This window comes from Klebsiella sp. K-3 (genome assembly GCF_051207495.1).
Lineage (GTDB): Bacteria > Pseudomonadota > Gammaproteobacteria > Enterobacterales > Enterobacteriaceae > Klebsiella > Klebsiella aerogenes.
Genome location: NZ_JBPNXF010000007.1, coordinates 211,365 through 232,582, shown reverse-complemented (window position 1 = coordinate 232,582; position 21,218 = coordinate 211,365). Strand labels below are relative to the sequence as shown.

The 21,218-nt window shown below is 54.8% G+C and carries 16 protein-coding genes; 10 read left to right on the top strand and 6 right to left on the bottom strand.

Annotated features, from left to right (window positions below; genetic code table 11):
- Positions 1 to 11: 11 nt before the first annotated feature.
- Together ACSEMK_RS13395 and ldcA are read right to left on the bottom strand one after the other, a co-directional pair.
- Positions 12 to 1,745 (bottom strand): potassium/proton antiporter, encoded by a 1,734-nt coding sequence (locus ACSEMK_RS13395; protein ID WP_015366069.1) that lies wholly within the window; start codon positions 1,743 to 1,745, stop codon positions 12 to 14.
- Between the two features lie 90 nt (positions 1,746 to 1,835).
- Positions 1,836 to 2,750, bottom strand: a complete 915-nt coding sequence (gene ldcA / locus ACSEMK_RS13390; protein ID WP_213316889.1) for a muramoyltetrapeptide carboxypeptidase — start codon at positions 2,748 to 2,750, stop codon at positions 1,836 to 1,838.
- A 95-nt stretch (positions 2,751 to 2,845) separates the two neighbouring features.
- On the opposite strand from ldcA, the gene emtA reads away from it, so the two are divergent.
- On the top strand, positions 2,846 to 3,457 hold the full coding sequence (emtA, locus tag ACSEMK_RS13385) for a membrane-bound lytic murein transglycosylase EmtA (protein ID WP_015366071.1): 612 nt from the start codon (positions 2,846 to 2,848) through the stop codon (positions 3,455 to 3,457).
- 46 nt (positions 3,458 to 3,503) lie between these two features.
- Here the strand turns inward: emtA and ACSEMK_RS13380 are convergent, their stop codons facing one another.
- From ACSEMK_RS13380 to ACSEMK_RS13370, 3 genes are all read right to left on the bottom strand, one after another.
- Positions 3,504 to 5,624, bottom strand: a complete 2,121-nt coding sequence (locus tag ACSEMK_RS13380) for a TonB-dependent siderophore receptor (RefSeq protein ID WP_316424136.1) — start codon at positions 5,622 to 5,624, stop codon at positions 3,504 to 3,506.
- Positions 5,625 to 5,846: 222 nt separating this feature from the next.
- Positions 5,847 to 7,580, bottom strand: a complete 1,734-nt coding sequence (locus tag ACSEMK_RS13375; RefSeq protein ID WP_430914540.1) for an alpha,alpha-trehalase — start codon at positions 7,578 to 7,580, stop codon at positions 5,847 to 5,849.
- Positions 7,581 to 7,702: 122 nt separating this feature from the next.
- Positions 7,703 to 8,473, bottom strand: coding sequence for an AraC family transcriptional regulator (locus ACSEMK_RS13370; protein WP_087860636.1), 771 nt, complete (start codon positions 8,471 to 8,473; stop codon positions 7,703 to 7,705).
- Between the two features lie 91 nt (positions 8,474 to 8,564).
- Here ACSEMK_RS13370 and ACSEMK_RS13365 point away from each other — a divergent pair, with 91 nt between their 5' ends.
- From ACSEMK_RS13365 to tdcG, 7 genes are all read left to right on the top strand, one after another.
- The gene (locus ACSEMK_RS13365) at positions 8,565 to 9,710 is read left to right on the top strand and encodes an MFS transporter (RefSeq protein WP_430914539.1); all 1,146 of its coding nucleotides are present in this window, start codon (positions 8,565 to 8,567) and stop codon (positions 9,708 to 9,710) included.
- Positions 9,711 to 10,294: 584 nt separating this feature from the next.
- Complete coding sequence (tdcA, locus tag ACSEMK_RS13360; protein ID WP_087860638.1) at positions 10,295 to 11,233, top strand: transcriptional regulator TdcA; 939 nt, start codon at positions 10,295 to 10,297, stop codon at positions 11,231 to 11,233.
- Between the two features lie 95 nt (positions 11,234 to 11,328).
- On the top strand, positions 11,329 to 12,318 hold the full coding sequence (gene tdcB / locus ACSEMK_RS13355; protein ID WP_015366079.1) for a bifunctional threonine ammonia-lyase/L-serine ammonia-lyase TdcB: 990 nt from the start codon (positions 11,329 to 11,331) through the stop codon (positions 12,316 to 12,318).
- A gap of 21 nt (positions 12,319 to 12,339) precedes the next feature.
- Positions 12,340 to 13,671 carry a threonine/serine transporter TdcC gene (tdcC, locus tag ACSEMK_RS13350; RefSeq protein ID WP_045390456.1) on the top strand — a complete coding sequence of 444 codons (1,332 nt, stop codon included), beginning with the start codon at positions 12,340 to 12,342 and terminating at the stop codon, positions 13,669 to 13,671.
- 28 nt (positions 13,672 to 13,699) lie between these two features.
- Entirely contained in the window at positions 13,700 to 14,908 is a 1,209-nt protein-coding gene (gene tdcD / locus ACSEMK_RS13345) for a propionate kinase (RefSeq protein ID WP_430914538.1), read from the top strand.
- A gap of 32 nt (positions 14,909 to 14,940) precedes the next feature.
- Positions 14,941 to 17,235, top strand: coding sequence for a formate C-acetyltransferase (gene pflB, locus ACSEMK_RS13340; RefSeq protein WP_430914537.1), 2,295 nt, complete (start codon positions 14,941 to 14,943; stop codon positions 17,233 to 17,235).
- Between the two features lie 87 nt (positions 17,236 to 17,322).
- The gene (gene tdcG, locus ACSEMK_RS13335) at positions 17,323 to 18,687 is read left to right on the top strand and encodes an L-serine ammonia-lyase (RefSeq protein WP_430914536.1); all 1,365 of its coding nucleotides are present in this window, start codon (positions 17,323 to 17,325) and stop codon (positions 18,685 to 18,687) included.
- 4 nt (positions 18,688 to 18,691) lie between these two features.
- Here the strand turns inward: tdcG and ACSEMK_RS13330 are convergent, their stop codons facing one another.
- Positions 18,692 to 19,378 (bottom strand): RluA family pseudouridine synthase, encoded by a 687-nt coding sequence (locus ACSEMK_RS13330; RefSeq protein WP_430914535.1) that lies wholly within the window; start codon positions 19,376 to 19,378, stop codon positions 18,692 to 18,694.
- Positions 19,379 to 19,555: 177 nt separating this feature from the next.
- On the opposite strand from ACSEMK_RS13330, the gene ACSEMK_RS13325 reads away from it, so the two are divergent.
- Positions 19,556 to 20,125: a tyrosine-protein phosphatase gene (locus ACSEMK_RS13325; RefSeq protein WP_430914534.1), complete on the top strand. Its 570-nt coding sequence runs from the start codon at positions 19,556 to 19,558 to the stop codon at positions 20,123 to 20,125.
- A gap of 305 nt (positions 20,126 to 20,430) precedes the next feature.
- Complete coding sequence (locus ACSEMK_RS13320) at positions 20,431 to 21,213, top strand: ABC transporter ATP-binding protein (protein ID WP_430914533.1); 783 nt, start codon at positions 20,431 to 20,433, stop codon at positions 21,211 to 21,213.
- Positions 21,214 to 21,218 lie beyond the last annotated feature (5 nt).

The following is a 21,218-nucleotide window of genomic DNA, read 5'->3' as shown; positions in this document are numbered from 1 at the left end:
TGTGAGGCGGATCACTCCGCCTCATCTTCCGCGACCCGCACACCCACCTTCAGTACGTGGTCGTCCTCTTTTTCGGCGACCGTCCACACCATACCGGCAAACTCCACCTGATCGCCGACGACCGGCGCGGCGCCCAACAGCTGCTGAATCACATCGCCCAGCGACTGCTGATGCTCGCGAAACTCTTCACCGCCGTCGAGGCCATAAATCTGCGCCACATCGGCGAATTTAGCTTCCGCATCAAGGATGAAGTCGCCAAAGAACCGCTGATCGAGCGAGACCGGCGGCGACTGGCTGAACATTTTACCCAGCGCCGGCAGATCGCGCTCGCGGCCGATAACACAAAGAATATCGCCATCCATCAGCCGCGTGCTGCCGGTAGGATGCAGCAGTACGTTGTCGCGGAAGAGTGCGGCGATACGCGTCTCCGGCGGCATGTGGAGATCGCGCAACGCTGCGCCAACGCACCATTTATCATCACCCAGCTGGTACACAAATTGCTCCCACGGATTTTCCGGATGGATATCCAAACCGACGCGAGAGATAGGCCAGCCGACCGGCGGTACCACGACCTTCGCTTTTTTCGCCGCCCAGGACAGTGAGGTTCCCTGTAATAGCAGTGAAATCAGCACCACGAAGAAGGCGACGTTAAAGAACAGCCGCGCGTTCTCAAGCCCGGCCATCATCGGGAAAACGGCGAGGATAATCGGCACCGCGCCGCGCAATCCGACCCAGCTGATAAACACCCGCTCGCGCAGATTAAAACCGCGGAACGGCAGCAGGCCGGCGAATACCGACAGCGGACGCGCGATGAAGATCATCCACATAGACAGCAGTAGCGCCGGAATCGCGATCGGCCACAGGTCGGACGGCGTCACCAGCAGGCCGAGGACGAGGAACATGGCGATTTGCGCCAGCCACGCCAGGCCGTCAAAGTTTTGCAGAATGCCGTGGCGGTTGCGAATAGGTTTATTACCGAGCAGGAAACCGCAGAGATAGACCGCGAGGATACCGCTCCCATTCAGGGAGGTGGTGACGGCGAAAATCATGATCCCGCCGCTTAGCGCCAGCAGGGGATAGAGCCCGGTAGGCAGGACGATGCGATTAATCATCTGCAGCAGCAGATAACCGCCGCCGAGACCAATAGCGATGCCCAGGCCAAACTGTTGAATGATATGCACCACAAACATCCAGCTCAGTCCGGCTTCATGCTGCTGGATCATTTCAATCAGGGTAATGGTGAGGAACACCGCCATCGGGTCGTTGCTGCCGGATTCAATTTCGAGGGTCGAGCCGACGCGCTCGTTAAGCCCTTTACCGCCGAGCAGCGAGAACACCGCCGCCGCATCGGTGGAGCCGACGATGGCGCCAATTAGTAGCCCTTCGATTAAATCGAGCTTGAACAGCCATGCCGCCATCATCCCGGTGAGGGCGGAGGTTATCAGCACGCCGACCGTCGCCAGCGACAGCGCGGGCCAGAGCGCGACGCGAAACGAACTGGCCTGGGTGCGCATCCCGCCGTCCAGCAGGATCACCGCCAGCGCGAGGTTACTCACCATATAGGCGAAAGGATAGTTATCGAAAGGAATGCCGCCGATACCGTCAACGCCTGCCAGCATACCGATGGCGAGGAAGATAACCAGAATCGGGATGCCGAGGCGCGAGGAGAAAGAACTCAATAAAATACTGCAGGTTACTAAAACAGAACCCAGGATAAACAGACTAATGACCGCAGCGGCGTCCAATGTTCACGTACTCCTTGTCAGCGTGAAGGGGTGAAAATTACACCATTTTAACAATCCGCGCGTTTTCAGGATACTCGCGGAGAGGAATTTTTATTCCGTCAGCACCGGATGGCCGCTTATCGTTAACGTTGCGACAGAGGCGTTGTTGACCAGCCGTGCCTGTGCGCCGAGAGGCAAAGTCACGGTGCGCTGTTCATGACCGAATTCGAGTCCGGTCAGCAGCGGGATGGCGAGTTGCTGACGTAGCCACGCGTAGACGGTGGGTAGATCGTAACCGTCGTCATAGTCGTTGGGCTGCGCCCCGGTAAAGCTGCCGAGCACAATGGCCCGTTGGCGGGCAAGGATCCCGCTGTTGAGCAATTGTAGCAGCATACGCTCCACGCGGAACGGGTGTTCGTTGATATCCTCAAGCACCAGAATACCGCCATCAATCTGCGGTAGCCACGGCGTGCCGATGAGCGACGTGACCATCGCCAGATTGCCGCCCCACAGGGTGCCTTCGGCGCGGCAGGCCGGGCCATCGCTTTGCCATTCGAGGGTAAACTCCGGTTCGCGCAGCGCCTGCCAGAAGTGATGTTCAGTAAACGCATTCAGGGTTTCTGCGCCGAAATTGCCCGCTAACATCGGCCCGCTGAAGCTGATAGCGTTGGCTTTAGCCAACAGTCCCATCTGGATGGCGGTGAAATCACTGTGGCCGCAGATAAGCAGCGGATCCTGACGCTGGCGCGCGGACAAGGCCTGCCAGTCGATATGCGATAGTAACCGGGTGGCGCCATAGCCGCCGCGCACCGCCAGCACGATGCGGTTTTTTCCCTTAAGGGCCGCAAGTTGGTTAATATCGGCCAGGCGTTCGCTGTCGCTGCCGGCGAAACGCTGCTGTCGACGGGAGATCGCCTGTTGGTTCAGTACCTGATGGCCGGCCTCCTGCAGACGGGCCACGCCAAGGGCCGCAGCCTGTTGATTGATACAGTAACCGGAAGGGGCGACCAGATAAAACTGAGACATGGCAATTCCTTGCAAAGAATGAAAGGGTTATCATGCCGCCTGGAACGTTTATTGTCATCTCCGTGCGGCAAACTTCAGCCAATAAGGATAGATGTGTGAAATTGAGATGGTTTGTTTTTTTATTTGTATTGTTGGCCGGTTGTAGCTCAAAGCACGATTACACCAATCCGCCGTGGAACCCGGAAGTCCCGGTGAAGCGGTCGATGCAGTGGATGCCGATTAGCGAAAAAGCCGGCGCCGCGTGGGGAGTAGACCCGCAGCTGATAACGGCGATCATCGCGATTGAGTCCGGCGGTAATCCCTCGGTGGTCAGTAAATCCGGCGCGGTAGGGCTGATGCAGTTGAAGCCGTCGACCTCCGGGCGCGATGTCTATCAACGGATGGGCTGGCGTGGCCAGCCTTCGGTAAGCGAGCTGAAGAATCCGGAACGCAATATCTCGATGGGCGCCGCTTACCTGAGCATTCTGGAAAACGGCCCGCTGGCGGGAATTAAGGACCCGCAGGTGATGCGCTATGCGGTCGTGGTCTCTTATGCCAACGGCGCGGGCGCGCTGCTGCGCACCTTCTCGTCGAATCGCCAGGACGCCATCGACGAGATTAACGATCTCGATGCCGATGAGTTCTTTGAACACGTGGCGAAAAAGCATCCAGCCCCACAGGCGCCGCGCTATATCTGGAAACTGCAGAAAGCGCTGGACGCGATGTAATTCCTCACCTTGCGTTGCCTCCGGGATGTTCCCGGAGGCAACGTTGTCAGAAATCGTAACCTAAGGTAGCCGTGACGCTGCGTTCAGCCCCCCAGTAACAGTTGCCGGTGCCGTAGCAGCCGGAAAGATATTCACGATCGCCGATATTATTCGCGTTAACCTGAATGTAGGCGCCTTTCATCGCTGTCGACCACGCTCCGAGGTCGGCGCGCGCCATCGCATCTATCAGGGTGACCGAAGGTAAACGTTCGGTATTGGCGTCATCGGCCCACTGCTTACCGATATAGCGCACGCCCGCGCCAAGGGTAATGCCCGCCGGCAATTGATAGCGCGCCCAGAACGAGGCCATCTGATCTGGCGACAGCTGCGGCGTATTACTATCGGTGCCGTCTTTCGTGTCCTGGAAGCGCAGGCGATTCCAGGTATAAGAGGCAATAGTGCTCAATTGCGGTGTAATTTGATTATGCGCTTCCAGCTCTACGCCCTGCGAATGCACTTTTCCGGCTGGAATATAGGTGGCGGTGGCGATGTTCGGATCGCGGGTGGCGACATCCTTTTGCATCAAGTCGTAAATCGCGATGCTATACAAATCGCTGCTGCCCGGCGGCTGGAATTTCAGGCCGGCTTCCACCTGTTCGGCGGTGGTGGGTTTTAATAACGTGCCGTCGGCGCCCGGCAGCATCGCCGGGGTAATCGCCTGGCTGTAGCTTAAGTAGGGCGAAAGACCGTTATCGAGCGCGTACAGCAGCGAGGCGCGGCCGCTGATGTGATCGTCGGAGCGGCGGTTTGACGTGCCTGAGGTGTCGCTTACCTGCTGTGAAACGATGCGGTCGTAGCGCCCGGAAACATCAAGATGCCAGCGGTTCCACACCATTTCATCCTGCAGATAAAGCCCGGTCTGGTAATAACGGCGATTATTATTATCGCTGTAGGTGATGGTATGCCCGGTTTGCGGCGTATAGCCGGTAAACGGATTGAGCGGCGCCGCGCCGCCAGCGCCGGTCCACAAATCGTTGCGGAAGCGATGATACTCAGCGCCGAGGATCAGCGTATGCGCCAGTTCACCGGTGGCGAAATCGGCGCGCAGGCGGTTATCGGTTGACCAGGCGTCCAGCGACCCGCGGGAACCGCTGTAGCCGCGGGAAAGCATGTCGCTGTCACCTACCCAGCCAACCTGATAAACCTGATCCAGCGAGACATTCGTATGGGTATAGCTGCCCGCGGAGTAGGCCGACCAGACATCGCTAAACTGGTGATTGAACTCGTAGCTGTAGATCTGTTCGCGGCGCTGGTAGCCATCACCCGGATCGCCTTCATTAGTGCTGGGTGAAAGTTTACGGCCGTTGTGCGCGTAACGGGTGCCATCCAGCGGCAGAGAGCCGTGGTAGCCTCCGGAGGGATCTTTTTGCAGGTAGGCGCGCAACAGCAGCGAAGTATCGCTATCCGGTTGCCACAGCAAGGAAGGCGAAATCGCGTAGCGCTCTTCGCGGGTATGGTCATACTGCGTATCGCTGCTGCGGGTCATGCCGATGAGCCGCCAGGCCCACTGGTCATTGATAGCGTTGGTATAGTCAAAAGCCGCGCCCTTAGTATTTTGCGTACCACCGGTCAGGCGGAAGTGACCCTGCTGGCTGAACTGCGGCCGTTTGGAGGTCAAATTGACCACCCCGCCCGGCACACTCTGGCCGTAAAGGGCGGAAGAGGGGCCGCGGATGACGTCGACGCGCTCAATAAACCATGGGTCAATCTGCAGTACGTTATGGCTGCCGCCGTCGCTCATCAGGCGCATGCCGTCAAGGAACAGGTTATCGACATCGCCGCCGTGGTAGCCGCGCAGCGAGATAGTATCAAAGCGCGTCGCGCCGCCGCCAAAACTGGAATAAACCCCCGGCGTATACTGTAGCGCCTGGCTTACGGTATTGGCGCCCTGATCGGCGATTTGCTGGCGGGTGATCACCGATACCGACTGGGCGGTAGTTATCAACGGCTGATCGGTTTTCGTGGCGCCGGTTGACGTTTTGGCGCTATAGCCTTGAGTCTGCGCGCTGGCGGAGTCGTCAGGCTTTGCGGTAACGATTAGAGTATCTTCCGCCTGCGCGGCGAGAGGGAAGGCGGCCGCGAGGGCGCATACCAGCGCGGAGCGTTTGAAGTCAACAGAGGAGATCATGCCATAATCCTGAATAGCGCGGTCTGGCACTCCTGTGCGCCGCCGCGGAAATAAACGAAATGCTTTTTCGTTAAAAATAATGCGAATTATTATCGTTTGCTTTTGCATGATCAAGCAAAATAGTCCTCCTCAGAGCAAGAAGACATTTTGCTGGCTGTCGAGCGGATGATGGGGTGATGTCGATGGTAATAGCGCGGCGAAGATACCGCCGCGCGCAGGGGATTATTGGGCTTTTTTCTCCGCAGCCGCCACGGCATCGTTCGCGGCTGGCTGCTTACCGGCAGCGCTTTCTGCCGGCGTCGGACGGGTCGCCGGCAGGGCATCACATGGTTTTTCCTGCGGGCAAACCAGGTCGAGCATTTTCAACGTCACGCCATTGGTCCAGCCAAAGCCGTCCTGCAGGGGATACTCTCCGCCGCCGCCGCCGGTACCCGTTGAACTCACGTCATATTTCTCTACCAGCTTCTGCTTGCTGTCATAGGTGTGCTGTACGTTGCTGAGGAAGCGCCAGGTGACCTCCATAGCCACTTTTTTCTGACCGTAGTTCTGCAGACCTTCCACCGCTACCCACTGCAGCGGGGCCCAGCCGTTTGGCGCGTCCCATTGCTGGCCGCTATTGACCGTGGTGGTGGTGAGTCCGCCGGGCTTCAGCAGGCGGCTTTCCGCCGCCGCGGCGACTTTCGCGGCGCGTTCGCTGGAGGCCGCTTTGACGTACAGCGGGAACAGCGCCGCGGCGGTCAGCTGATTCCGGACTTTATGGCTCTTCAGATCGTAATCGGCATACCAGCCTTCTTTATCGTTCCACAGATATTTTTCCAGCGCTTTCTGGCGGGCGTTCGCTAACGCATCGTACTGCCCGGCTTTGGCGCTGTCGCCAGCGGCCTTACTGGCGCGGGCGATGGTTTTCTCCATGTGGAACATCAGCGCATTGAGATCGACCGGAATGATGCTGGTGGTGCGGATAGTCCCCAATTGCTGCGGATTATCCATCCAGCGAGAACTGAAGTCCCATCCAGAGGCCGCGGCGGAACGTAGGTCGCGATAGATTTCGGTGGCCGGGCGGTTAGGATTGTTTTTGGCGGTGGTAACATCGTCCAGCCACGATTCCGGGCGAGGCGTATCGTTATCATCCCAGTAGCGGTTAAGCAGCGCGCCATCTTCCAGACGCACCACGCGTTTATTGGCGTTGCCGGGCGTCAGCGCCTCGGCGCCTTCCATCCAGTAGCGATACTCTTTTTCCATCTGCGGCAGCCAGGTCTTTAGCGCCCGATCGCCATCGTGGCTGGCCAGCAGCTCAACCATAAAGGAGAAGAACGGCGGCTGCGAACGACTCAGGTAGTAGCTGCGGTTGCCGTTTGGAATATGGCCCCAACGGTCTATTTCGGCGGCGAAGTTGGCCACCATGTCTTCCACTTTATCCCAGTGCCCGCTTTCGGCGAGACCCAGCATGGTGAAATAGCTGTCCCAGTAATAGACTTCGCGGAAGCGTCCACCGGGCACCACATAAGGTTTCGGCAGCGGCAGCAGCGAATCCCATTTTTCTACCTCGACGGTGCTGCGGGTTAATACCGGCCATAGCCCATCGATGTGTTGACGCAATGTTTGCCCTTTCGGCGGCACGTATTGATCGTTATCACGCGGCAGGGTGAAGTTGATCTCGACGAAATGGCGCAGATCGAAGCTGGCCTGGCTTTTTTGCATCCGATAGTCGGCAAGGATCATTAGCGGATCGCTGTTCGGTACCGCATCGGCGAAGGTTTTTTGGTCAGCGAAGAGTTTCGCGCTTTGCACGTCGTTAAATAGCGGGCCTAAAAGTTCATCAGGCGATTGCGGCACCGGGGCGGGGTTTTCATCAGCCTGAACGGCAAATGTCGCCAGGCTTAACATTGCGCCTCCCAGCGCCAGTTGAATGAGGTATGTCAGGGTTTCCGGGCGACGTAGAACCGATCTCGTCATCGATAATTCTCCATTTTGCGTTTTGCTGACTTCGCGCCACTGCGAACGGCCATCAGAAAACCTTAGCCGAATATCGGCCGCTTCGCGTGTTGGAGTTAACATTTTGGCCGAAAACAGAGTATTTACCTGGTGAAGTATTGTCCCGGCGTTTTGCCGGTCTGGGTACGGAAGAAGTAGATAAAGGCGCTATCGCTGGCAAACTCCAGCGCCTGGGCGACATCCGTGATGCGCTGGCCGCAAGACAGCAATTCTACAGCTTTCATTAGCCGCCACTGTTGGCGCCATTGTTGATATGACATGCCGGTTTCGCGCTGAAACAGGCGGCTGATGGTCTTTTCTCCGGCGCCGCATTGCGCAGCCAGTTGCTGAAGTAGCGGTGGTTGCGCATTGCCGTTGAGATGACGCAGGCGTTTATCCTGCGGCAGCGTTAGCATCATCGGTTCCTGTTTTGCCGCGCCGATTTCCGCCACGCAGAGCGCCGCCAGATGCCGGGCCGGGCTCTGTCGCCAGTCGGTATCCCACGGGCTGGCGCTAATGCGTTCGAGCAACTCGCGCAGCAGCGGCGTAACGTTGAGAATCGCAGGCTGACGGGGCAGCTGCGGGTATGAGGTAGTGGCGAACCACACCGAACGGTAATCAACGATGTGCTGCATTTCGGCGCGGTGGGTGACGCCTGCGGGGATCCACGCCGCGCGGGTTGGCGGCAACATACACAATAGCGCGCCATCGTTTAACGTCAGCCGGATACAACCCTGACGGGTAAATAGCATCTGCCCCATTTGATGATGATGCAGACCATCGTCATGATCGCCGTTAAGGGTCGCTTGCACGCCAATCAGCGGCGTATTGAGCGTATCAGGGTCAAAGGATGCATCCGCGCTGAGCCATGCCATGATGTCTGATTCTCGATGTTAAAAGTCATTATATTTATAATCGCCGATTATGCCGCTCCCTACAATGGCGCCTCTGATAAGGGAGGTGGATATGTTAGGTCGTTCGGCGATGGCGCTGGTTACCGCACTACTCATGTTTCCGCAAATCGCGGAAACCATCTATAGCCCGGCGCTGACTGATATCAGCGCACATTTTTCCGTTAGCGCCGCCGATGCGGCGCAGACGCTGGCGGTCTATTTCATCGGCTTTGCCATCGGCGTGCTGTTCTGGGGCTGGTTCAGCGACCGGCGTGGACGGCGGCCGGCGTTATTGCTCGGTCTGGCGGTGTATACCGCAGGCTGTATGCTGGCGCTGGCGGCGCCAAATTTTAGCGTGCTGCTGGCGGCTCGCATCGTAGCGGCTTTCGGCGCGGCTATCGGGTCGGTGGTTGGGCAAACGGTATTGCGCGATGCGTTTGATGGCCGGAAGTTGGCGGCCATCTTTTCCTTCGTCGGCATGGCGCTGGCTATCAGCCCGGCCATTGGCGTTTATCTTGGCGGCGTGCTGGCGGGGGAGTGGGGAATGTATGGCGTCTTCGGGGCGTTGGCGCTGCTGGCGGCGGCATTATTGCTGCTGTGCGCAGTGGTAATGCCGGAAACCCGGCCGCCGCGAACAGGGGATCAGACGCTCTGGCCGTTAATGCTGCGCATGCTGGCGGATGCGAAAATCCGTTTAGCGGTAGTGTTAGTTGCGGCATTGAATATCGGTTTGTTCAGCTATTACAGCCAGGGACCTTTCCTTTTTGCCCGGCAGGGACTGGATGCGCAGGCTTTTGGCTATAGCGGTATGGCGCTGGCGGCAGGGGCGTTAGCCGGCGCGCAGGGGAATCATCTGTTGCTACGACGTGGAGCCGCTCAGCGGCACATTTTTATCTGTGCCGGTCTGCTGTTACTGCTCTCCAGCGCAGGCGTCGGCCTGTTAACGCATTCATTGTTCTTTTTACTGCCGATGATGGGGGTGGCGGCGGCATATGCCATGGCGATCCCCGTGGTGTTGGGGACGGCGCTTAGCGACTACGCCGAATGTCGTGGTAGCGCCGGCGCGCTTTTTGGCCTGGCCTATTATTTGATTATCGGCTTGGGGCTGGCATTTGTGGGGTGGGGGGAATCGTTGGGTATCACGCTGGCAATCTGCGCGGTGGTTAGCGCGCTAACCGGTTGGCGGTATCTGCGGCACATGCTTGATGAGTTTTCCTGATTTGTGATGATTAGCACAAATCACTATTTAGTGGTTCTATGAGTAGATGAAAAATCGATATTGATTTTAATCAAGGAATTACCTGCTATAAAATAGCCAAAAAATGAAGTTAAAATAATGTTTAAAATGATAGATTATTGTTTGTTTTTGTTTTCAATTAAATTAATGAAACATATCTTTACATACAAATAACGTGAAAAATTGTGACCTCATCCCGTAATGAATCGAAATAAATACAGTTTTCTCATTTTATTTGATTGTTTACACCTGTGTTTTAATCAGGAATTAATGTGATATATCTCCTTTTATTGCTTGAAAATTACCCCTTCCCTGCTCGCGTTTAGCTTAAAAATTAACCTTTTTTATCCCCATAAATATTTTTTATCCCCTCATATTTCTTTGACTAAAATCATGCTTAATTTCATGTTTTTGATTTTAACTTATTGATTTTAAGTGTTTTAATTTGTTTTTTGGATAAGGTTGATTATAGGTGAAAGGGCTTTGTGAGTAGTCTCACACAACCAGCGGATCATCATTTGATACACTTCCCGCCGTCAACAAAGTCATTAACGTGGATAACCAATATGAATACTATTCCGCTCCCTAAAACTCAGCACCTGGTTGTATTCCAGGAGGTGATCCGAAGTGGTTCGATTGGTTCAGCAGCGAAAGAATTAGGATTAACTCAACCTGCAGTCAGTAAAACAATTAATGATATTGAAGACTATTTCGGTACTGAGCTCATTGTCCGTAAAAATACCGGTGTTACGTTGACTGAAGCCGGACAGGTGCTGTTGAGCTGGTCGGAATCGATTACCCGCGAAATGAAAAATATGGTTAACGAAATGCACAGTATGACCTGCAGCACCGTCGTTGACGTCTCTTTCGGTTTCCCGTCGCTGATCGGCTTCACTTTTATGTCGGACATGATCCATAAATTCAAAAAGTTATTTCCAAAAGCACAGGTCTCGATGTACGAAGCGCAGCTTTCTTCGTTCCTGCCGGCGATCCGCGATGGCCGTCTCGATTTCGCCATCGGCACGCTGAGCGATGAAATGAAGCTGCACGATCTACATGTCGAACCGCTATTTGAATCAGAGTTCGTGCTGGTGGCCAGCAAATCGCGAACGCGTAGCGGCAGTGCCACGCTGGCATCGTTACAACACGAACAGTGGGTATTGCCGCAAACCAATATGGGTTACTACAGTGAACTCCTCGCCACGCTTCAACGCAGCGGCATCAACAATGAAAACATCGTTAAAACAGACTCTGTCGTTACTATTTATAATCTTGTTCTCAATGCTGATTTCCTGACGGTTATTCCTTGTGATATGACCGCACCATTTGGCTCTAATCAATTTATTACTATTCCTGTCGAGGACGCGTTACCCGTAGCGCATTATGCTGCGGTATGGTCGAAGAATTATCGCATTAAAAGCGCGGCCTCGGCGTTAGTCGAATTAGCGAAAGAATATTCAGCCCATAGCGGTTGCCGACGACGACAATTAATCAGTGTGGATTGATTGTCTATTTATATTAATCGAAACTTAAGCTGCGATTTATTTATCAATCGCTGCCCATTAACGCTATTTTTTTAATTCCAGGTTAAGAGGTTCTCATGCATATTACATACGATCTTCCGGTTGCTATTGAAGATATCCTCGAAGCGAAGAAAAGATTGGCAGGTAAAATATATAAAACGGGGATGCCGCGCTCAAATTATTTCAGTGAACGATGCAAAGGCGAAATCTTCCTTAAGTTTGAAAATATGCAGCGCACCGGTTCTTTTAAAATTCGCGGCGCGTTTAATAAACTCAGCTCGCTGACCGATGCCGAAAAGCGCAAAGGCGTGGTGGCGTGTTCCGCCGGTAACCATGCGCAGGGCGTTTCACTCTCCTGCGCTATGCTCGGCATTGACGGCAAAGTGGTAATGCCGAAGGGCGCGCCAAAATCAAAAGTGGCCGCCACCTGCGACTATTCGGCGGAAGTGGTGCTACATGGCGATAATTTTAACGACACCATCGCCAAAGTCAGCGAAATTGTCGAAATGGAAGGGCGTATATTTATTCCTCCCTACGATGACCCGAAAGTGATAGCCGGCCAGGGGACTATTGGTCTGGAGATCATGGAGGATTTATATGATGTCGATAACGTTATTGTGCCGATTGGCGGCGGCGGTTTAATTGCCGGCATCGCGGTGGCGATTAAATCGATTAACCCGACTATTCGTATTATTGGCGTGCAGTCGGAAAATGTTCACGGCATGGCCGCCTCGTATTACGCCGGAGAAATTACCAATCATCGCACTAATGCCACCCTGGCTGACGGTTGCGACGTTTCTCGTCCAGGGAATATTACCTATCAAATCGTGCGTGAATTAGTGGACGATATTGTGCTGGTCAGTGAAGACGAAATTCGCAACAGTATGGTCGCACTTATTCAACGCAATAAAGTCATTACCGAAGGGGCCGGGGCGTTAGCCTGTGCCGCATTATTAAGCGGTAAACTGGACAGCTATATTCAAAACCGAAAAACCGTCAGCATTATTTCCGGCGGCAATATCGACCTGTCTCGCGTATCGCAAATTACTGGTTTAGTTGACGCTTAATCTTTTTGATGAGGAAAGGATATGAGTACTACAGATAGCATTGTATCCAGCCAGACAAAAGAGTCGTCCTGGCGCAAATCGGACACCACCTGGACCCTGGGCTTATTCGGCACCGCCATTGGCGCCGGGGTATTATTCTTCCCGATCCGCGCCGGTTTCGGCGGCCTGATCCCCATCTTACTGATGTTAGTGCTGGCCTACCCGATCGCCTTCTATTGCCATCGGGCGCTGGCCCGGCTGTGCCTTTCCGGCTCAAATCCTTCCGGCAATATCACTGAAACGGTAGAGGAGCACTTTGGTAAAACCGGCGGGGTGGTGATTACTTTCCTTTATTTCTTCGCGATTTGCCCGCTACTGTGGATTTACGGCGTGACGATCACCAATACCTTTATGACCTTCTGGGAAAACCAGCTGCAGCTGCCGGCGCTGAACCGCGGTTTTGTCGCGCTGTTCCTGCTGCTGCTGATGGCGTTTGTCATCTGGTTCGGTAAAGATCTGATGGTGAAGGTAATGAGCTATCTGGTATGGCCGTTTATCGCCAGCCTGGTGCTGATTTCGCTGTCGCTGATCCCTTACTGGAACTCCGCGGTTATCGATCAGGTGAATTTAAGCGAGATCTCGCTGACCGGCCACGATGGTATTCTGGTGACCGTCTGGCTGGGTATTTCGATTATGGTGTTCTCGTTTAACTTCTCGCCAATTGTCTCTTCATTCGTGGTCTCCAAGCGCGAAGAGTATGAAAAAGACTTTGGTCGCGAGTTCACCGAGCGCAAATGTTCACAGATTATCTCTCGCGCCAGCATGCTGATGGTGGCCGTGGTAATGTTCTTCGCCTTCAGCTGCCTGTTTACCCTGTCGCCGCAGAATATGGCGGATGCCAAAGCGCAGAATATCCCGGTTCTCTCTTACCTGGCGAACCACTTCGCCTCGCTGTCCGGCACCAAATCCACCTTTGCTACGGTGCTTGAATATGGCGCGTCAATCATCGCGCTGGTGGCGATTTTCAAATCCTTCTTCGGCCACTATCTCGGCACCCTGGAAGGCCTAAACGGTCTGGTGCTGAAGTTTGGCTACAAAGGCGATAAAACCCGAGTTTCCAGCGGCAAGCTCAACACCATCAGCATGATTTTTATCATGGGCTCAACGTGGATCGTCGCTTACGCCAACCCGAACATTCTCGACCTGATTGAAGCGATGGGCGCGCCGATTATTGCCTCGCTGCTGTGCCTGCTGCCGATGTACGCCATCCGTAAAGCGCCATCGTTGGCGAAATATCGCGGCCGCCTGGACAACGTTTTCGTCACGGTAATCGGTCTGCTGACCATTCTGAACATCGTTTACAAACTGTTTTAATTAAGCTCAGGACGAGCGGAGTGATGACATGAATGAATATCCGGTAGTACTGGTCATTAACTGCGGCTCGTCTTCAATTAAATTTTCAGTACTGGATGCCGCCAGCTGTGAAGTATTAATGGCTGGTATTGCAGATGGCATTAATTCTGAAAATGCGTTCCTGTCAATAAATGGGGGAGAGCCGGCTAAGCTGGCTCACCGCAGTTATGAAGGTGCATTGAAGGCGATCGCATTTGAATTAGAAAAACGCGGTTTAATGGATAGCGTGGCGTTAATTGGCCACCGTATCGCGCACGGCGGCAGCATATTTACCGAATCGGCGATCATTACCGATGAAGTTATCGACAATATTCGCCAGGTGTCGCCGCTGGCACCGCTGCATAATTACGCCAATCTCAGCGGTATTGAATCAGCGCAGCAGTTATTCCCGGGCGTACAGCAGGTGGCGGTCTTTGATACCAGTTTTCATCAGACGCTGGCGCCAGAGGCATTTCTCTACGGCCTGCCGTGGGACTATTACCAGCGATTGGGCGTGCGTCGCTACGGCTTCCACGGCACTTCGCACCGTTATGTGTCTCAGCGCGCGCTAGCGCTGCTTGATTTACCCGAGCAGGATAGCGGGCTGGTCATTGCCCATCTTGGCAACGGCGCGTCGATTTGCGCGGTACGCAACGGCCGCAGCGTCGACACCTCGATGGGCATGACGCCGCTGGAAGGCCTGATGATGGGCACCCGCAGCGGGGATGTCGATTTTGGCGCGATGGCGTGGATTGCCGGCGAAACTAACCAGACGCTCAGCGATCTGGAGCGCGTGGTGAATAAGGAGTCCGGCCTGCTGGGGATATCCGGATTGTCATCCGACCTGCGGGTGCTGGAAAAAGCCTGGCATGAAGGGCATGAACGCGCGCGGTTGGCGATTAAAACCTTCGTGCATCGTATTGCCCGCCACATTGCCGGCCATGCCGCCTCGCTACGCCGCCTTGACGCGATTATTTTTACCGGCGGTATCGGCGAAAATTCGGTATTAATCCGCCAACTGGTGATTGAGCATTTAGCGGTATTCGGCGTCAGCCTGAATGATGCGCTAAATAAACAACCCAACTCCGCCGGTGAACGCGTTATTTCTTCCCGCGAGGCACGCGTGATATCTGCAGTCATCCCCACCAATGAAGAGAAGATGATTGCGCTCGATGCTATTCATTTAGGCAAAATTAACACATCCCTGGAATTTGCTTAATTACGTTGTGGTCCTGTAGAGAGATTATTTTCATGAAGGTAAATATCGATACCAGCGATATGCTGTACGCCGAAGCATGGCACGGATTTAACGGTACGGACTGGAAAGAAGAAATTAATGTCCGTGATTTTATTCAGCACAACTATACACCATATACCGGGGATGAATCGTTCCTTGAGGAGGCGACGCCGGCGACGACCGCGCTGTGGGAAAAAGTGATGGCCGGCATTCGCGTAGAGAACGCTACCCACGCGCCGGTTGATTTTGATACCAATATCGCCACCACCATTACCGCCCATGATGCCGGCTATATTGAGCAAGCGTTGGAGAAAATTGTCGGTCTGCAAACGGATAAACCGCTCAAGCGCGCGCTGCATCCGTTTGGCGGCATTAATATGATTAAAAGCTCGTTTGATGCCTATGGCCGGGAAATGGATAGTCAGTTTGAATATCTGTTTAGCGAGCTGCGTAAAACCCACAATCAGGGGGTATTTGACGCCTATTCGCCGGATATGCTGCGCTGCCGTAAATCCGGCGTGTTGACCGGGCTGCCGGACGGCTATGGCCGCGGGCGTATCATTGGCGACTACCGCCGGGTGGCGCTATACGGCATCCGCTATCTGGTGCGTGAACGTGAGCTGCAGTTTGCCGATCTGCAGGCAACGCTCGAGCGCGGGCAGGATCTGGAAGCTACTATTCGTCTGCGTGAAGAGCTGGCGGAGCACCGCCGCGCGCTGCTGCAAATGCAGGAGATGGCGGCGAAATACGGCTGCGATATCTCCCGCCCGGCGCGCAACGCCCAGGAAGCGGTACAGTGGTTATACTTCGCCTATCTGGCGGCGGTGAAATCGCAAAACGGCGGCGCGATGTCGCTGGGGCGTACCGCCTCTTTCCTCGATATCTATATCGAACGCGACTTCCACGCCGGGATCCTCAATGAACAACAGGCGCAGGAGCTGATCGACCATTTCATTATGAAGATCCGCGTGGTGCGTTTCCTGCGTACGCCGGAATTCGATACGCTGTTCTCCGGCGATCCCATCTGGGCAACCGAGGTGATTGGCGGGATGGGGCTGGATGGTCGCACGCTGGTGACTAAAAACTCTTTCCGCTATCTGCATACGCTGCACACCATGGGCCCGGCGCCGGAACCTAACCTTACCGTATTGTGGTCGGAAGCGCTGCCGATTGCCTTTAAGAAATACGCCGCCCACGTCTCGATCGTCACCTCCTCGTTGCAGTATGAAAACGATGACCTGATGCGCGCCGATTTCAACAGTGATGATTACGCCATTGCCTGCTGCGTCAGCCCGATGGTTATCGGCAAACAGATGCAGTTCTTCGGCGCTCGCGCCAACCTCGCCAAAACGCTGCTGTACGCAATCAACGGCGGGGTGGATGAGAAACTCAAAATCCAGGTCGGGCCGAAAACCGCGCCGCTGATGGACGAAGTGCTGGATTACGACAAAGTGATGGCCAGCCTCGATCATTTCATGGATTGGCTGGCGGTGCAGTACATCAGCGCGCTGAACATCATTCATTACATGCACGATAAATACAGTTATGAAGCCTCGCTGATGGCGCTGCACGACCGCGACGTATACCGCACCATGGCCTGCGGGATTGCCGGGTTGTCGGTGGCGGCGGATTCGCTTTCGGCTATTAAGCACGCGAAGGTGAAACCCATCCGCGACGACAGCGGCCTGGCGATCGATTTTGAGATTGAAGGCGATTATCCGCAGTACGGCAATAACGATCAGCGCGTCGATAGTATTGCCTGCGATCTCGTTGAACGCTTTATGAAGAAAATTAAGGTGTTGCCGACCTACCGTAACGCGGTGCCCACGCAGTCGATTCTGACGATTACCTCAAACGTGGTGTACGGCCAGAAAACCGGTAATACCCCGGATGGCCGCCGCGCCGGTACGCCGTTTGCGCCGGGAGCAAACCCGATGCATGGCCGCGATCGCAAAGGGGCGGTCGCTTCGTTGACTTCCGTGGCGAAGTTGCCGTTCACCTACGCGAAGGATGGAATCTCTTATACCTTCTCGATCGTCCCGGCGGCGTTAGGCAAAGAGGCGAGCGTCCGACAAACCAACCTCGTCGGTCTGCTGGACGGTTACTTCCACCACGAAGAGCGGATCGAGGGCGGCCAGCATCTGAACGTCAACGTGATGAACCGCGAAATGTTGCTGGATGCCATTGCTCATCCGGAAAATTATCCGAACCTGACCATCCGCGTCTCTGGCTATGCGGTGCGCTTTAATGCGCTGACCCATGAACAGCAGCAGGATGTCATTTCGCGAACCTTCACCCAGGCGCTGTAACGCAACGGGGCGACGATCATGGTCGCCCCATTTTTTATCATCGGTGTGAAACCTGGTCTTCACTGCACGGTAAACCGAGGTGTAGATATGATTAGCGCTTTCGATATTTTCAAAATTGGTATTGGCCCTTCGAGTTCCCATACGGTGGGGCCGATGAATGCAGGAAAAAGTTTTATCACTGAGCTGGCGAGCAGCGGCGACCTGACGCAGACTTCGCGCATTGTCGTCGATCTGTACGGTTCGCTATCGCTAACCGGCAAAGGGCATGCGACCGATGTCGCCATCATCATGGGGCTGGCGGGCAATAGTCCGCAGGATGTCGATATTGACGCCATCCCGGCTTTTATTCAGCAGGTGACCGCGAGCGGCCGTCTGCCGGTGGCGAAGGGGAGTCGGCAGGTCGATTTCCCGCTGCCGGAGAGCATCGTATTTCATGATAGCGCGCTGGCCCGCCATGAGAACGGTATGCGTATCAGCGCCTGGGATCATCAGCAGCCGCTACTCAGCAAAACCTATTACTCAATTGGCGGCGGGTTTATCGTTGAGGAAGCGCGTTTTGGCCAGACTCACGATGTCGCAACGCCGGTCCCCTTTGATTTCCGCTCCGCCCATCAACTGCTTCAGCTGTGCGAGCACAATGGCCTTTCGATTTCCGGTCTGATGATGCAAAACGAGCTGGCGCTGCGCGATAAGGGGCAAATCGATGCTGGTTTCGCCGCCATTTACGCGGTGATGCATAACGGTATTGAGCGGGGAATGAATACCGAGGGCGTGCTGCCGGGGCCGCTCAACGTACCGCGCAGAGCGGCTGCGCTGCGCCGACAGCTGGTGGCCAGCGACAGCCTCTCCCGCGATCCGATGAACGTCATCGACTGGATCAATATGTTCGCGCTGGCGGTGAGCGAAGAGAATGCCGCCGGTGGCCGGGTCGTCACTGCGCCTACCAATGGCGCATGCGGGATTATTCCCGCGGTTCTGGCCTATTACGACAAGTTTCGCCGCCCGGTCAATGCCAACTCGATTGCTCGCTATCTGCTGGCTGCGGCGGCTATCGGTTCACTGTATAAGATGAATGCCTCTATATCTGGCGCAGAAGTTGGCTGCCAGGGAGAAATTGGCGTGGCCTGTTCCATGGCGGCGGCGGGGCTGACGGAACTCCTTGGCGGCAGCCCGGCGCAGGTATGCAACGCCGCGGAGATTGCGATGGAACATAACCTCGGTCTGACCTGCGACCCGGTGGCCGGGCAGGTGCAAATCCCCTGCATCGAACGCAATGCTATCAATGCGGTGAAGGCGGTTAACGCCGCGCGGATGGCGCTCCGCCGAACCAGCGAGCCGCGGGTCTGTCTCGACAACGTCATTGAGACGATGTATGAAACCGGCAAAGACATGAACGATAAATATCGTGAAACTTCGCGCGGCGGGCTGGCGATAAAAGTAATTTGCGACTGACGAATCAGAAAGGAGTGGGCTGGCGCGCCGCTATCGCTTCACCGCTGACCGGATGGTGAAAATGCAGTTCGCTGGCGTGGAGCATCAGGCGTGAGGCCTGATGTGCCGCCAGCCCTCCGTAGAGATCGCAACCGAGAATCGGATAGCCGAGATGCTGGCAGTGGATGCGTAGCTGATGGGTGCGTCCGGTTTCCGGTTGCAATCGTACGCGAGTTACCGCCAGCGAACCACTGGCTGTTGGCAACCATTCCCGTGATAGCACCTGATAGCGCGAGCGCGCCGGTTTACCGTTACGCGCGCTAATCGCCATCCGTGGAAACAGCGCCGGATCTTTGGCAATCGGCGCGTCTATCACCCCTTCATCTTCCTCTGGATGCCCACACAACAGAGCGTGATAAACCTTGCTTACCGCCCGCTGACTGAACTGCTGGCACAGCGCGGCGTTGATCGTTTTGTTACGCGCCACCACCATCAGCCCGGAAGTCCCGAAATCGAGCCGATGCACCAGCGTGCATCCCGGAAAATCCTGCACCAGGCGATGATGGACTGAATCCAGGTTCTGCGGGTTCTTCCCCGACAGGCTGAGCAGACCGCTGGGTTTGTCGATCAACAACAAGTGTTCGTCCTCGTAGAGGATGTTAATCTGCGCGGAACAAGGTGGGGCGATAAAGGTATCAATTACGGTAGACATGGGCAGGTGCTGCTTAAGGGTGAGGCGGATGATAGCGAAATTACCGGCCACAGGCGAATGAATTTGATGGCTATCAAAGGAGATTGGAACGGCTAACAATTCGGATTGCGCTCACGGGTATTATTAGATATTCAACTTGCAGCGTAAATATTTCGCGGTAAATGAAAAGGATTATTCATGATATTGCTAATTAAGGATAGTATTTATTCTTGCGTTAAATGGTTACTATTATTAATTAGCCTGACCGCAGGATTATCCGCAGCGGCAAGCGAAAATATGCCGGATAATTTTTATCGCGTCACGCCTGAGTTGTATCGTTCGGCGCAACCCAATCGACTGCAGATGCAGAACCTGGAGCGTATAGGAATACGCTCAGTGTTAAATTTGCGCCAGTGGCACAGCGATGCTCACGAAGCGCAGGGTACGGGGCTTATTTTGTATAGGGTGCCGATGAACGCGGCTGCGATTAACGACGATGATGTGGTGATTGCGCTGAGCTTTTTACATCGTGCGGTAAAACCGGCGCTGGTGCACTGCTGGCACGGCAGCGATCGTACCGGGATGATTGTCGCGCTCTACCAACTGCTGTTTAGCCATGCGACAAAGTCAGAAGTGCTGGCGGAGCTGCACCGCCCGGAATATGGCTATCACCAACAGTATTATCCCGACATTGCCCGCTATATTGAGTCGATCGATGTAGAACAATTGCGAGCACGGGTGCTGAGTTTATCCGCAGGAAAATTTTAGCGAGCCGTCATTTTTAACGCACAAATTATCGTCATAAAGATTGTTATCGCCATATAGCCAAACCATAGTGCGGCAGTTATCCCTGTGATTATGGTGAGGAATAGTTATTGTTATGTTTAATGAGTAAATAAGGGCTGCCAACAGGCGATACAGCGAAAAAAGCCTGATCGAAAATTTAATTTGTCATTATTTTAGTGTGGGTATATTCCTCGAATCGTTAGTAAAAAATCCACAGGCGCGGAATTGCAGTTGGTAGGCGAACGTGGTACAACAATTGTTATGTTATAACATAGCCTATGAGTCATATGAACGAACCTGCGATCCTGCACGTTGACGGGATAAGTCTTAACGCCCGGCGTGGTACAACGATACTTGATGATATCCAGTTCACGCTCCATACCGGCGAAAAGCTGGCGGTCATTGGCCCCAACGGCAGTGGTAAATCAAGCCTGCTGCGGACGATCATTGGCGACGCTCGCCCGGATAAAGGAACGCTGTACTGGCAGGGGTGTCCACTACGGCAACTGTCGCCTCAAGCGCGTGCGCGGAATATTGCTTTCCTGTCACAAAACGATACCCCTGATTTGCGCCTGACGGTGGAAGAGTATGTTCAATTGGGGCGTTTACCGTATCGTGAATCACCCTCCTCGGCACAGGGACGGCGCATCGTGGATAGCGTGATTAGCGATACGGGGCTGCAGCCTTTACGCCATCGCCCGCTGGGAAACCTCTCCGGCGGTCAGCGTCAGCGCGCCGCGCTCGCCCGCGCGCTGGCGCAATCGCCCGCATTACTCCTGCTGGATGAACCGACCAATCACCTCGATCCGCTGGCGAGGAGCGAGTTGCTTACCCTGGTAAAGCGCACAGAGGTTGCGGTGATTGCGGTGTTACACGATCTTGCCGCGGCTGAAGCTTTTGCCGACCGAATGCTGGTTATCCACCACGGCAAGCAGATGATTTGCGACGTACCCGAGGCTGCGTTGCACCCCAACGTAAGCTATCCGGTTTTTGGCATGACCAGTTTTCGCGTGGCGCATCCCGTTAGCGGTAAAGCGCTGCGCATTTTTGAAGTTCCTCATCGCGCTTAATGACC